This window comes from Fictibacillus sp. S7, assembly GCF_004127935.1.
Classification (GTDB): Bacteria; Bacillota; Bacilli; order Bacillales; family Fictibacillaceae; genus Fictibacillus_C; species Fictibacillus_C enclensis.
In genome coordinates, this window is record NZ_QJKL01000001.1 from 1,943,434 (window position 1) to 1,956,385 (window position 12,952).

At 43.5% G+C, this 12,952-nt stretch carries 14 protein-coding genes; 5 read left to right on the forward strand and 9 right to left on the reverse strand.

Annotation, left to right across the window (positions count from 1 at the left end; genetic code table 11):
* Positions 1-44: 44 nt before the first annotated feature.
* A complete protein-coding gene (locus DMO16_RS09945) occupies positions 45-314 on the reverse strand; it encodes a CD3324 family protein (RefSeq protein WP_061971433.1) in 270 nt (89 codons plus the stop codon).
* Positions 315-895: 581 nt separating this feature from the next.
* On the opposite strand from DMO16_RS09945, the gene ppc reads away from it, so the two are divergent.
* Entirely contained in the window at positions 896-3,655 is a 2,760-nt protein-coding gene (ppc, locus tag DMO16_RS09950; RefSeq protein WP_129477167.1) for a phosphoenolpyruvate carboxylase, read from the forward strand.
* Positions 3,656-3,710: 55 nt separating this feature from the next.
* Here the strand turns inward: ppc and DMO16_RS09955 are convergent, their stop codons facing one another.
* The 3 genes from DMO16_RS09955 to DMO16_RS09960 form a co-directional block, all read right to left on the reverse strand.
* On the reverse strand, positions 3,711-4,535 hold the full coding sequence (locus DMO16_RS09955) for a prohibitin family protein (protein ID WP_061967851.1): 825 nt from the start codon (positions 4,533-4,535) through the stop codon (positions 3,711-3,713).
* Positions 4,507-4,668, reverse strand: coding sequence for a hypothetical protein (locus tag DMO16_RS24235; RefSeq protein WP_164988893.1), 162 nt, complete (start codon positions 4,666-4,668; stop codon positions 4,507-4,509). Before DMO16_RS24235 ends, DMO16_RS09955 begins: the two co-directional genes overlap by 29 nt.
* A gap of 139 nt (positions 4,669-4,807) precedes the next feature.
* Positions 4,808-5,254 (reverse strand): YndM family protein, encoded by a 447-nt coding sequence (locus DMO16_RS09960; RefSeq protein WP_129477169.1) that lies wholly within the window; start codon positions 5,252-5,254, stop codon positions 4,808-4,810.
* 215 nt (positions 5,255-5,469) lie between these two features.
* Between DMO16_RS09960 and DMO16_RS09965 the strand changes: the two genes are divergently transcribed.
* The gene (locus DMO16_RS09965) at positions 5,470-6,303 is read left to right on the forward strand and encodes a deoxyribonuclease IV (protein ID WP_129477171.1); all 834 of its coding nucleotides are present in this window, start codon (positions 5,470-5,472) and stop codon (positions 6,301-6,303) included.
* Between the two features lie 45 nt (positions 6,304-6,348).
* On the opposite strand, the gene DMO16_RS09970 is transcribed toward DMO16_RS09965, so the two are convergent.
* Both DMO16_RS09970 and DMO16_RS09975 read right to left on the reverse strand, forming a co-directional pair.
* Positions 6,349-7,068 (reverse strand): TraR/DksA C4-type zinc finger protein, encoded by a 720-nt coding sequence (locus tag DMO16_RS09970; protein WP_129477173.1) that lies wholly within the window; start codon positions 7,066-7,068, stop codon positions 6,349-6,351.
* A gap of 146 nt (positions 7,069-7,214) precedes the next feature.
* Positions 7,215-7,427 (reverse strand): alpha/beta-type small acid-soluble spore protein, encoded by a 213-nt coding sequence (locus DMO16_RS09975; RefSeq protein WP_061967841.1) that lies wholly within the window; start codon positions 7,425-7,427, stop codon positions 7,215-7,217.
* Positions 7,428-7,595: 168 nt separating this feature from the next.
* On the opposite strand from DMO16_RS09975, the gene DMO16_RS09980 reads away from it, so the two are divergent.
* Positions 7,596-8,030: an SRPBCC family protein gene (locus tag DMO16_RS09980; RefSeq protein WP_061967838.1), complete on the forward strand. Its 435-nt coding sequence runs from the start codon at positions 7,596-7,598 to the stop codon at positions 8,028-8,030.
* Positions 8,027-8,353 (forward strand): ArsR/SmtB family transcription factor, encoded by a 327-nt coding sequence (locus DMO16_RS09985; RefSeq protein WP_129477175.1) that lies wholly within the window; start codon positions 8,027-8,029, stop codon positions 8,351-8,353. Before DMO16_RS09980 ends, DMO16_RS09985 begins: the two co-directional genes overlap by 4 nt.
* Positions 8,354-8,410: 57 nt before the next feature.
* Here DMO16_RS09985 and DMO16_RS09990 read toward each other — a convergent pair whose 3' ends face one another.
* The 3 genes from DMO16_RS09990 to DMO16_RS10000 form a co-directional block, all read right to left on the reverse strand.
* Positions 8,411-9,256 (reverse strand): YitT family protein, encoded by an 846-nt coding sequence (locus DMO16_RS09990; RefSeq protein WP_129477177.1) that lies wholly within the window; start codon positions 9,254-9,256, stop codon positions 8,411-8,413.
* Between the two features lie 167 nt (positions 9,257-9,423).
* On the reverse strand, positions 9,424-11,061 hold the full coding sequence (locus DMO16_RS09995) for a SulP family inorganic anion transporter (protein ID WP_129477179.1): 1,638 nt from the start codon (positions 11,059-11,061) through the stop codon (positions 9,424-9,426).
* Positions 11,062-11,096: 35 nt separating this feature from the next.
* Positions 11,097-11,672: a beta-class carbonic anhydrase gene (locus DMO16_RS10000; RefSeq protein ID WP_129477181.1), complete on the reverse strand. Its 576-nt coding sequence runs from the start codon at positions 11,670-11,672 to the stop codon at positions 11,097-11,099.
* Between the two features lie 425 nt (positions 11,673-12,097).
* Here DMO16_RS10000 and DMO16_RS10005 point away from each other — a divergent pair, with 425 nt between their 5' ends.
* Complete coding sequence (locus tag DMO16_RS10005; protein WP_061967826.1) at positions 12,098-12,952, forward strand: STAS domain-containing protein; 855 nt, start codon at positions 12,098-12,100, stop codon at positions 12,950-12,952.

Here is a 12,952-nt window from a genome sequence, read left to right on the forward strand (position 1 = left end):
TGCATAATAAAAGCACTGGTGAAAGAATGCACCAGTGCTTTGAACTATGCTTTTCGAGAATAGACAATCTTCTTAATGGTTTCAGTGGAAAGGTAATGTTCTTCGGCCAGCTGCTCGATGCTGCTTCCGTTACGAAAAGATGTTTTGATAGCAGCATTGCGCCGGTCAAGCAGCCGCCTCCCGCCACTCGATACTCCCCATTTCCGGTGCTCAGTTTCCCGCTTAGGAATGTACAGGGTCTCCCCCTGAACATATTTTTGAATTTCCAGAATCAGATTCTCAGGTAACACTTTACTAGCATTGCAATATTTCATTTTTGCCAGCCCCTTATTTTTGAATTCCAGCAAAATAAGGTGCAAAGCCCAAATACCAGAAAAGCTGTTTTTTGCGATCAATTAGATATTTCGCCCCATGCAAAGGATCGCCTTTCTACTATCAGGCTTTGCATGAGTGAAAGAAGTCCCGGACAATCGTTTGTGATTCTCCAACCGGATGCACCCCCCTTTACTCTTTATCATACCAAAATTTTCTGTTGATTCGAATCCCCACAAACTCTCTTACGACCTGTTGAATCTTTTTGTTGAATGTCTAAAATGTCCCACATTCCATGATTGTGATGTACAAGCTGGTATAGTAAAGACATCCCAACAACCCCTTTTCATATTTAGACGTGATGCCCGGCTGTCCCGCCGGGTATTTTTTTGTTTTTTTAAGTATGCGCTTACATACTAAACTGTATTAGTTTTTTTCTCTTTTTTACTCACACAGAATTCTTTTTCAATTATTTTACACTGGGAAAGAAGAGTGTTTTTATGGTACAATGCATACAATCAAAATATTCAAACAATAGTACAGAATTCAACAGTAAGGGATTACAGTTAAGGAAGGTGAAGTCATGACTACAACTTTAGAATCCGCTAAAGCTGAAAATAATAGCTCTCCGCTGCGCCGGGATGTCAAATTCCTCGGACAGCTGCTGGGAAATGTCCTGGTACAGCAAGGCGGACAGGATTTATTGGATAAAGTGGAAAAAATCAGAGAAATGACCAAGTCTCTTCGAAACAATGACCAATTATCCTATCAGGAGCTAAAAAATGAAATCGCTGCTCTGCAATTGCCGCAAAGACAGCAAGTCATTCGGGCTTTTGCTATTTATTTCCACCTGGTTAACATCGCAGAACAAAATCACCGAATCCGTCGCCGAAGAGAATATCAGCTTCTTGACGGGAACCAGCCGGGTTCCCTTGAATCGACCGTCAGTTCATTCAAAGAAAATGGGGTTGAAGCCGATCTTATAAAAAATGTGATCGATAAGCTATCTATGGAATTGATCATTACCGCACATCCAACAGAATCTACACGAAGAAGTGTACTTGAAATCCATAAACGGATCGCGCTTTTGCTGCATCAGCTGGATCAAACCGTTCTTACCTCCAGAGAGCGTGAGGACGTGCAGGACAAACTGTTTAATGAGATTACCATCCTGTGGCAGACCGATGAACTTCGTGACCGCAAGCCAACTGTTATGGATGAGGTGGCGAATGGCCTTTATTATTTTGATGAGACACTCTTTGAGGTGCTACCGCAAATTCATGAGGAGCTCCAGGAAACGCTACAGAAGCATTATTCATCTGAAGAGTGGCATGTACCGAACATTCTTCGTTTTGGTTCATGGATTGGTGGAGACCGTGACGGAAATCCAAATGTTACCCCTTCCCTCACTTGGGAGACGTTGACGAAGCACCGGAAACTGGCTTTGCGAAAATATCACCAGGCGCTGACCAGCCTCATGAAACAGATGAGCCAGTCCACAAAGCACGTACAGATTTCTGAAGAACTTGTAGCAGCTAACAAAAAAGACGCTGCATTCCTTCAAGAGGATGAAAAATGGAAAGTTGAACATGAGGCCTATCGTGTAAAAATCGCCATCATGCTGAAAAAGTTAAAGCTTGTTGGCAAAGATTCGCAAGGCTATCAGCATGCCAATGAATTTAGGGAAGATTTGCTGCAAATCAAGCGAAGCTTTGAGCAGCATTCCCCGGCTGGCAGCCGATTAAAAAATCTTGACCAGCTGATCCGTCAGGTAGAGCTTTTCGGATTCCATTTGGCGACACTTGATATTCGCAATCATAGCGGCGAGCATGAAGCAGCCATTACGGAGATCTTCCGTTCGGTGAGCCTGGCAGATGATTATTCTGCTTTGGAGGAAGAAGAAAAAGTAGCATTACTGACCGGGGTACTCGAAGATCCCCGTCCTCTTCTGCTTCCTTTCACTGAAGATTATTCAAAAGAAACCCGGCAGATGATTGACGTATTTACAATGATCAAGGAAGCCCACAGAGAGTTTGGGGACCGTGCGATTGAAGTCTATCTTGTCAGTATGGCGGAATCCGTAAGCGATCTCCTTGAAGTGCTTGTTCTCGCCAAAGAAGCAGGGGTATACCGGCTTCACGCGGACGGCCGTATCGAAAGCAAGTTAAACGTTGCTCCGCTGTTGGAAACAATTGATGATCTGATTGCAGGCCCCGCCATTATGGAAAAGCTGTTTTCTATGGATTTCTATCGCAAACAGCTTGAGAAGCACGGCAATGTTCAGGAAATCATGCTGGGATATTCCGATGGAAGCAAAGATGGCGGCACATTGACAGCCAACTGGAAATTATATAAAGCTCAGCAGGAAATCCATGAAGTCGCCGAAAAATATGGTGTGAGACTTAAGTTCTTCCACGGGCGCGGCGGCTCACTCGGACGCGGTGGCGGACCATTGTATCGAAGCATACTTTCTCAGCCAGCCGAGACCCTTGGTGACGGCTTTAAAATTACGGAGCAGGGTGAGGTTTTATCCTCACGCTATTCCCTGTATGACATTTCTTATCGAAGCCTTGAACAGGCCACGTCCACCCTTCTTTCGGCCGCCGCTAATATATCATCGGAAGCAGAACAAAATAACATCCGCACCAAGGAATGGGAGAAGATGATGGACGAGATGTCTGCCGCCGCTCTTAAAAAATATCAGGAGCTTGTCTTTAATGATCCCGACTTCTTGACATATTTTAAACAAGCAACTCCTCTTCCAGAGCTTGGTTCCCTGAACATCGGTTCACGTCCGATGAGCCGTAAGGGAAGCGAACGTTTTGAGGACTTGCGGGCAATCCCTTGGGTATTCGCTTGGACACAGAGCCGCCAGCTGCTGCCTGCCTGGTATGCGGCGGGGACAGGACTTCAGCGTTTTACAGAAACAGAAGAACAGCTTCGTCTGCTACAGCAAATGTATCAAGAATGGCCGTTCTTCCGTTCTACCATCGATAACCTCCAAATGGCCTTAATGAAAGCGGATTTGACCGCTGCCAGGGAGTATACCGCAATGGTGGATGACCAGAATATGGCCCAGCGCATTTTCTCGGAAATTGAAAATGAGTATAACCGCACAAAAGATGCGATTTTGCTCATCACTCGACAGGAACAGCTCATGGACCATGTTCCTAATATTAAAGAATCGATCCGTCTTCGAAATCCGTATGTCGATCCGCTCAGCTTCCTTCAGGTTGAGCTAATTTCAAAACTGCGGGAGAATGAACAAATCGATGAAGAGCTCCTGAGAGAAGCATTGCTTACCATCAATGGCATTGCGGCAGGGCTCCGAAACACAGGTTGATCCAACAACAAGCCATTCGCTTAAAAGCGAATGGCTTGTTTTAATATGTGCTGCCTTATTTTTCGTCAACGGGTATCTGAATCAAAGAATTCGTTCCGGTCGCTTTTGGCATCTTTCCATCCCATTTTTCGATCCACTTGTTTTGAATAACTTCTTTGGAGATCGATTTCTTGATGATTGCGTTATAATCAGCAATCCCTTTGGCTTCAATTTGCTTCTTTTCAGCCTCAGCTTTTGCGATTTTCAGCTCGATTTGTTTTCGTTCCAACTCTTGAGCTGCTTCCACTCTTTTATCAATCGCGGCCTGAGTGGATTTATCCGGCTTTGGCACCCCAAGTGTCAAATTATTCACGTTAAAGCCCAACTGACGAACATCCTCGGCAAAGATTTTCTGCACGTTAGTTGCCGCTTCTGATGATTTCTCACCGTATGTATCAATAACCGAATATTTTGCTATGGCCTTTCGCCCGGCATCCCACAGCCGTGTCCGCAAATAAGATCCTTCTATTTCTTCAATTTCCACCGGACCGAACTTATTGAACACCTGTACCACTTTATCAGGCTGGATGCTGTAATTGTAAGCAAAATCAATGGTTACACTTTTTCCATCGGATGTTGCCACTTGAATATTGCTGTAATTAACGGTCTGCATGCGAACCGGATAAATCGTCACCTTGTCAAACAAGCCGACCAAGTGCCATCCCTGTCCTAACGTATCATCTTGAACCCCGCCATTCGGGCTGTACACGACCCCTACATAGCCATTGGGTACTTTCTCTATGAACAACGAAGTAATGCCAACTGCCAGGATTAAAGCAACTCCAATGATAATTCCCCCAAGTACTTTGCGGTTATGGCCTTTCTTGCTTTTCTTCTCCATTTTCTTCCCCCTGTACATTCTCTCTGAGCTTGTGAGCCGTATTGCCCACTTTTTTAAATGAAGGAGACAAAATGAGCCATACTCCAAAACAGATCACCAGAACCACAATGATCGAACCAATCAGTACTTTCATGTTTCTCCCTCCCCTATACTACTATTACAACAGTTTCCAATTATGCCATATCTACCAGTTATTCACCAGATATATGTGCCGATTCACATAGAAAAAGAAGAGCCTGTAACAGCTCCTCTTCCAAATTACTCACATAATTCTACTTCCTTTTTGTTGGATCTTCGTCTTCTGCAAACTCTGTAACAAACCGAAGTTTAGGTGTTGTGCCCGGATGCGACGGCACACCTTCCCTGTTGCTAGCGCTTGGCAAATGATTTGCTAAAAACTTATGAATATAGACCTCTCCTGCCGTGATGATGACTGCTGAAATGGCACTTCCCCATGCGATTTGAAGATAACCATGCAGAAGGATGGACCCAAACAGCCAGACAATGGTGTACGTCAGTAAAAATTCAGCCATCAGGGTATTTCCTTGGCCGATCCGCGGCAAAAGAATGCGGTCAGCGAGGATATAGGTAGCCACCGTGGTCGTGATACTAAAGGAAATAATATCGGTCAGTGTTGCATCAAAGAACAAATCCAATCCAATTGAAAATGCAATGAGGCAAACAATAAATTTAAGTAAAATCACTTTCGCTTGTTCCACTTTAAAAACCTCCTTTTTCTGTTCCTAGTTTGCAACAAAAAAAGGAGGTTCATTCTTACTTTCTGGTTGGACTTACATCTGGTTCGGAATCAGGCTGAACCCGATATGCGTGAGGGTATCTTCATGGAGGAAATATTATGAAATTAACTTGAAACAGAATGAAATATCACCTGTAGTTTACGCTAATAAAAACGATTGAAAGGCTGGTAATCCTCATGAGATTAGGCTGTCATGTAAGTATACGAAACGGGTATTACGGGGCTGCCAAACACGCTGCTTCGATCGGGGCAAATGCCTTTCAATTTTTTCCGAAGAATCCCAGAAGTCTTTCAATAAAAGAATTTAACCGGGATGACGCCGAGCAATGTAAAAAATTTTGCCATCAGCATAATGTCATCTCCATCGCCCATACTCCGTACCCGACAAGCCTTACTCCTCATCCTGACAAAAAAGATCTCATCATCCGCTCCCTTGCCAATGACCTTGAAATTTCAGAGGCCTGTGGTGCCGTAGGGGTTGTCGTTCATTTTGGAAACCGCGCGATTAGCAGTGATCCTCTTGCTGCATACCAAACCATGATTTCTATGCTGAACGAAGTCCTTAACGATTGGGAAGGAAGCTGTAAGGTTTTACTTGAGAACAACGCAGGACGGCCTGGTTCAATGGGCACTACACTGGAGGAACTCGTTCAAGTTCGCAATTTAACTCATTATCCTGAAAAAATTGGCTTTTGCTTAGACACATGCCATGCTTTTGCCAGCGGTCTTTGGAACGGCGACAACTGGGAAGAAATTGTGCAACATGGTGAACAGCTCGGTTATATTCAGCACCTGACAGCCATTCATCTTAATAACTCCAAATATCCTTACGCGGAAGGCAAAGACCGTCATGCGAATATTTTTAAAAATGGGTATATCTCCAGCGAACAGTTTCAATCCTTCATCCGTTCCCCCATATTACAAGAGATCCCTCTCCTTCTTGAAACACCGTCAGATGCAGGCATCCTTCATGCTGAGGAGATCGATCAAATAAAAAAACTGGCACATTGATAAAAAACTCCTTTCCTCTAAATGGAGGATAAGGAGTTTCATGTTTTATACATAATCAGAGTCTTCATCGGTTTGTTCTTGATCCATTAAAAACCGTTCATAATCCTTATGCATCTTATTGGGTATGATCCGGGTATTACTTCCATCCATGTCGGTCGCGATAAACCCTTCAATGTCTTCCACATATCCGACATTCTCTTCCGATTCTACAAACATCTCATTGTAATTGAGCATTCCGTTCTCGGAGAAATCGGATGGTGTTTCACTTGTTCCATAAACCGCTACATCCTGCCAAGAATCTTCGGCATCATAGAATGTTGCATCCTTATCATCATTATCAAATTTCCCATAAGGAGGCATCAATACTTCTTCTTCAATCGGCCGGCGGTAAGAGCCTGTCTGCTCAAGGCTGTGTTCTTTGCAATACGCGGTTGCAGGCAAAGCTTCCAGGCGCTCTGCAGCTATAGGCTGGCCGCACGTTTTACAATAACCGTACTCACCGTTGTCAATCCGTTTGAGCGCTTCGTTTATGGACTTTAGCTCCGTTTCATTCAGATCATTTAACGCAATGTCTTTTTGCCGCTCAAATAATTCGGTTCCCGTATCACCGGGATGGTTGTCATAGTTGGAAAGTTCACTGACCGATTCCTTGATCAGCTCTAATTCTGATCCGTAATGACGATTGTCATTCAGCCTGTTGTCCAGGCTCTCCTTCATTTGAAGCAACACATTTTTAAAATGATTCATTTTCTGCTGTGACCACATGTTGTTTGAACCTCCGATTGTAAACTTCTCCACAACTGTATTATGCAACATAAGCCATGACAGCATACTGGAAATAAATAAGAGCTGCCTATGATGATAGGCAGCCCTTGTCCATTGAGTATTCTGTTTTGTCGTCTTCGCTAAAATTAGCGTTGTCCACCAAATCCAGAAAGTTGAGATTGAGCTTGAGCAACTAGACGTTTAGTGATTTCTCCACCAACAGATCCGTTAGCACGAGCAGTTTGGTCAGCACCAAGTTGTACACCAAATTCAGAAGCGATTTCGTACTTCATTTGGTCGATAGCTTGTTGAGCACCTTGAACCAATAGTTCGTTGTTGTTTCCACCTTGTTGAGCCATGTGTTTTCACCTCCTCAATTGGTATATTTAAATTCTCTCTCTTCCGGGAAAAACAATACCATGAAATTTTTGTAAAAAATTAAAACGCATTGACATGAAACCGATTGGTTGTATATACTTTATACAACCAATCGGTTTCATATTCAAAACCAAAAGGAGAGAATCACGATGTCAGAATCAATCGAACGCACAAAAGATATACGGTATGAAGAAGTAATTGATGCTCCCATTGAAAAAGTATGGAACTTGGCAGCCACAGCAGAGGGCATTTCCAGCTGGTTTATGCCAAATGATTTTGAGCCCCATGTCGGCCATGAATTTCATATCCAGTCACCATTCGGTCCTTCACCTTGCAAGGTTCTCCTGGTGGAGCCCCCAAATAAACTTTCTTTCGCATGGGATCAATTTGGCTGGGTCGTTACATTTGAGCTGAAAGAAAAAGAAGAAGGAAAAACTCATTTTACCCTTACCCATTCTGGCTGGGGTCATCCGGATGCCATACTGCCAAAGGCACAGCAAAAAGTTTCTGCTGTCCGTGACAATATGAGCGGTGGCTGGGCAAAGATCATGCAGACCTTGAAAGATACTGCCGAAAAGAAATGAGCACCTCACCGAAAAAGCATGATGTCTTCCAGGCCATCGCTGATCCCACAAGAAGGGAAATTTTAAAACTGCTGGCCGGAAGGGAACTTGCCGTTACCGAAATTGCTGAAAGGTTCCCTATGAGCCGGACAGCTGTTTCTAAGCATCTGCTTATTTTGGATGAAGCAGGTTTGGTCCTAAGCAGGAAAACAGGCAGAGAAAAGCGGTATACCCTTCAGGCCGAACCACTCTCAGAGCTGGAGCAATGGCTCTCCTACTTTGAGCAGTTCTGGCAAAATAAAATGTCGATGTTGAAGCATCTTGCCGAAAGAAAAGAAAATTAAAACCCGCCAGCCGTTTTATTGCAAGCATTGCGCAATAAATCAGCCCAGCGGGTTTTTTTACCATATATTTTTAAAGTTACCTACGATTTTATGAGCCGGAACAGCAGTTATGAACGCTGTTTCATCCACTTCTTTCACAAGATCCACAAGATCGGACCATTGAATATTCACAATAACGCAAAACACGACTTGTTTATTCGTATGTGAATAGGCACCTTCACCATCCCAAAACGTAACTCCCCGGTTAAATGCCTCGTTCAGCGCGGCGGACACTTCACTTCCTTTGTCCGTAACAATCATGACAGAACTTCTCTCCGCAACCGTAAGAATCGTATCATACGTTTTGGCGCCAACATACATGGAAAGAATAGTGAACATGGCTGCTTGTACGTTGAAGATCACAGCCGATATCGTAATGATGATAAAATTCATGATCAGACCGAACCGTGCAATCGACAAGTTTTTGTATTTGGCAATGACCCTGCCCAATACGTCCAGACCGCCATTTGAACCGCCAGCACGAAGCATGATCGCACCTCCGGCGAAGGAAACCACCCCTCCGAAAATTGCTGCAAGGATAATGTTCTGGGTCCACATCATTTTAATCGGGACCAAATGCAAGAACAAAGAGTCAAAGCCTACCGCAAGCAGGGTATACACGATAAATTTCCTGCCCAGGTGGATATAAGCCAATATCAGCAATGGAATATTGTAGAGAAAATATTGGGTTCCTACCGACCAGCCCGTCACATTGTAAATAATCATACAAATCCCCATGAGGCCACCTGAAAGCAAATGGGCGGGCAAAAGAAGGGTATTCGACCCTACCGCGACCAGCATGCTTCCAAAAATAATGCATATAACTTCAATACCAATTCTGACCATTTTGTTACCTAATACCATGCGCAACCCTTCTTTTTCAACGATTATGTATAAAAATTAATAATACTACATGGAACTTTACCATGTATAAAAAGAAATAACTATTGTTTTAATATTATCTTTATGGCTTAAGACTAAACCAAAAAGAAAACCGCCTTTTCCATATCAGTGGAAAAGACGGTGAACTGTCAGGAGATTTGGCTAGATACTTTTGTTTTCATCAGTTGTTTTGCGGTGCCCAGTGCCTCTTCCATCCGTTCAAAGAACCGGTGGTGCCCGATTTCGTGCGTCAGTCCTGTCCTCTCCAGCAATTGCTTCGGCTCAGGCTGAAGTCCCACAATCAGCAGCTCTCCATTCTGTCTGTTCACCTTCTTCACGATGTTCAACAAGGCAGCCTCGGCACTGGTATCGATATAGGGTACATCCTGCAGCTTAAGGATGACAACCTTTTCTTTTTGTTTCGCACTGACTGATTCTTCAAGCACATCGGTTGAACCAAAAAAGAGCGGTCCATTCAGTGTAATAACTTCAATACCTTCCTTCTCATCCTCCGACAAGTGGGTAAGTGCTGTTTTTCCCTTCTTAATGTGAAGAGCACGGCTCATCCGCGTAATAAAAATGACAAAAGCAAGAAGCAATCCTGCAATAACCGCTGTAGCCAGGTCGGTGAATACCGTCAGCAAAAAGGTGGTCAACAAAATGACGGAATCCATTGTTTTTGTTTTCAGCACATGCATGAACTGCTTTTTTTCACTCATATTCCAGGCGACAACCATTAAGATGGGAGCCATGCTCGCGAGAGGAATTAGTGAAGCATAAGGCGCAAATAGCAGCAGTACGAGGAGCACCACAACCCCGTGAAAAACGCCCGAGACTTTGGAAATTGCTCCGTTTCTAATGTTAGTGGCGGTTCTTGCAATGGCACCTGTTGCCGGGATCCCCCCAAACAGCGGAGCAACCATATTTGCAATACCTTGTCCCACCAGTTCTTTGTTGCTGTCATGTTTGTAGCCTTGTTTCATGCCGTCTGCCACCATAGCTGACAACAGCGATTCAATCCCGCCAAGAAGGGCGATCGCAATCGCAGGAGGAAGAAGATAGATAATCTTTTCAAGCGATAAATCAAAGAACTCAAATTCTGGCAGCTTGTTTGGAATATCACCAAAGGCAGTACCAATTGTCGGAATCTGACCCTGAAAAAACAAAAATCCGATTAAGGTCGATCCAAGAAGTCCGATAAGGGCCGGCGGGATCTGGCTCGTGATTTTTGGAACAGCAATCAACAAGGCAAGGCAAACAAGGGCGACAAGGACACTTTTCCCATTAAATGTTGAAATCTTATCCCAGATCGCCATCATGTTGAGATGAAATTCTTCATGCTTTTCCACATCTTTCAGACCGAGGAAATTAGAAATTTGCCCTGAGAAAATGATGACAGCAATCCCAGCCGTAAAGCCAATAATGACCGGCCTGGGTATATATTTGATGAGTGAACCCCATTTTAAAAGCCCCATGATGACGAGCATGATTCCAGCCATAAAACCGGCAATCATGAGATTTTGAAAACCATATTGCATCACGATCCCGAGCAGTATCGGAACAAACGCGCCGGTTGGACCCCCGATTTGATAGCGGGAACCGCCGAGAAGCGAGATCAATATACCTGCGATGATAACAGTATACAATCCATTTTCCGGACGAACGCCTGATGCGATGGCGAATGCCATTCCCAGGGGGATGGCCACAATCCCTACAATAAAACCGGCCACCAGATCTTTTCTCAAATCAGCCAGTGTATAGCTTTTAAAACGGTTAACAAGACCCATTCAATCTCTCCCTCTCTTCTCTTATCTCTATTTTTCTAATGCTGTACAGTTACAGATTCCTGTATTTCAACAGTGGTCAATCCACCTGTGTGAGGGTCAATCACAAGCCCGTGTACTTTTATTCCTTCAGAAAGAAGCGGATGATTTCTAACCAACGCTACACTGTGTGCCACACTATCTTCCACACGGTCAAAGCCAGTCAGCCACTTTTCAAGGTCTATTCCTGCACTTCTTAAGAAATCCAGCTGGTTTTGATCAATTCCCTTTTCCTTTACCTTATCAAGAAAGGAATCGTGGCGGAGCCCGGACATGCCGCAATCTTTGTGGCCGATTACACATACTTCTTCAGCCCCAAGTTCATAGATAGCGACCAGGATACTCCTCATTACGCTTCCAAAGGGGTGAGAAATAAGAGCTCCGGCATTCTTTATAATTTTGGCATCACCATTGCAAAATCCGATCGCCTTAGGAAGTAGTTCTGTGAGCCTTGTATCCATACACGTTAAGATGACCATCTTCTTATCCGGAAATTTTGTTGTTTCAAAATCTCTGTACACTTCATCTTTTACAAAGGTTTGATTGTGCTCCATAATCTTAGAAATAGTTGACATGTTGTTCTCTCCCTTTTTATTTGATGGGCTCATTATACAGTGTAACGTATCACTGTACGTTTACAGTTTAATTAAGGAAATTTTGTATGAAAGCGCAATCTTTGAGAAAAAATACACAATTTATGACAATAGTGAGAGGCATTTCTAATCAGTCATGACCATTGGTATAAGGGATATACTGCATTTTGGGGGCCAATGTGTGAGACCCGATAAAAATGGGGGCTTTTGAGGGATAAACTGTAGGAAAAAAGAGGTGAAACCATGAATTGTATATGAATGTTGATATAATTTATAGAACTTCTGTCCTTAGGGTTTTCTCCTTGTTTAGACATACCAACAGCGTCATTCATCAATACGTTACAAAAAACGGAAAATGATCGAACAATATAGGGTAGACTATGCGTAGGTTTTAGGAGGAGTCTGTTATGTCAAAAATGATCAAAAATGAACCAACTACTTATCTTCAAGAGATCAGTGAGCTGATATTAGAACAAAAAGAAACATTATCCAATTCCATTCTCGAGGATGAGCATTTTAACTATAAGCATGCAGGAAATAATAAAGACCGACTTCAGCACTTGCGGTTGCAGCTAATCCAATTATATGGGGAAACCATCCCGCTTCCTTTGAGTATTACAGCTAAAAAACTGAAAGACTGGGGCAAGGATTATGCGGATATTTTTGTTTCATTGAATATTCCTCTTGATCATGCGATTGAAGAGGTTCATTTTTACCGAAACGAAATCGGTTTGATTATAAAAAAAGCCGCTAAATACGAAAACTTGGATCTCGATATGTTTTATGAGCTAATTTCCGGATTTGATCTGGTTGTGGATACTGCGGTACAAATGGTAAGTACGTCTTATATGGAAAAATACATCTCCAACTTGAGAACTGCGGAGAAGGAGATTGATGAGTTGTCCGTTCCAGTGGTTCTTCTTGGGGACGGAATAGGCATCCTACCCATGATTGGGGATATTGATACAAACCGTGCACAGATCCTCATGGACAATGCCTTAAAAAGTTCGGTGGACCTTGGATTGAACAACCTTATTCTGGATTTATCAGGAGTACCGATCATTGATACGATGGTGGCACAAAAGATTTATCAGGTGATTCAGGCATTGGAGCTTATTGGTGTTGAAACCAAAATCAGCGGTTTGCGCCCAGAGCTTGCCCTTACAATGACCGCTCTCGGTGTCGAGTTTAGGGGCATAAAGACCTTTTCAAGCCTTCATCTCGCCCTGCAGCACCTTGGTTTTATGCGAACCACCAACTAA

Bases quoted from the DNA above. Each gene is read 5' to 3' on its own strand.
- DMO16_RS09975 (WP_061967841.1), bottom strand. From the start codon at position 7,427: ATGGCTCAACAAGGTGGAAACAACAACGAACTATTGGTTCAAGGTGCT.
- DMO16_RS09995 (WP_129477179.1), bottom strand. From the start codon at position 11,061: ATGGGTCTTGTTAACCGTTTTAAAAGCTATACACTGGCTGATTTGAGA.
- DMO16_RS09955 (WP_061967851.1), bottom strand. From the start codon at position 4,535: ATGGAGAAGAAAAGCAAGAAAGGCCATAACCGCAAAGTACTTGGGGGA.
- ppc (WP_129477167.1), top strand. From the start codon at position 896: ATGACTACAACTTTAGAATCCGCTAAAGCTGAAAATAATAGCTCTCCG.
- DMO16_RS09970 (WP_129477173.1), bottom strand. From the start codon at position 7,068: ATGTGGTCACAGCAGAAAATGAATCATTTTAAAAATGTGTTGCTTCAA.
- DMO16_RS10000 (WP_129477181.1), bottom strand. From the start codon at position 11,672: ATGTCAACTATTTCTAAGATTATGGAGCACAATCAAACCTTTGTAAAA.
- DMO16_RS09985 (WP_129477175.1), top strand. From the start codon at position 8,027: ATGAGCACCTCACCGAAAAAGCATGATGTCTTCCAGGCCATCGCTGAT.
- DMO16_RS09980 (WP_061967838.1), top strand. From the start codon at position 7,596: ATGTCAGAATCAATCGAACGCACAAAAGATATACGGTATGAAGAAGTA.
- DMO16_RS24235 (WP_164988893.1), bottom strand. From the start codon at position 4,668: ATGAAAGTACTGATTGGTTCGATCATTGTGGTTCTGGTGATCTGTTTT.
- DMO16_RS09990 (WP_129477177.1), bottom strand. From the start codon at position 9,256: ATGGTATTAGGTAACAAAATGGTCAGAATTGGTATTGAAGTTATATGC.
- DMO16_RS09965 (WP_129477171.1), top strand. From the start codon at position 5,470: ATGAGATTAGGCTGTCATGTAAGTATACGAAACGGGTATTACGGGGCT.
- DMO16_RS10005 (WP_061967826.1), top strand. From the start codon at position 12,098: ATGTCAAAAATGATCAAAAATGAACCAACTACTTATCTTCAAGAGATC.
- DMO16_RS09945 (WP_061971433.1), bottom strand. From the start codon at position 314: ATGAAATATTGCAATGCTAGTAAAGTGTTACCTGAGAATCTGATTCTG.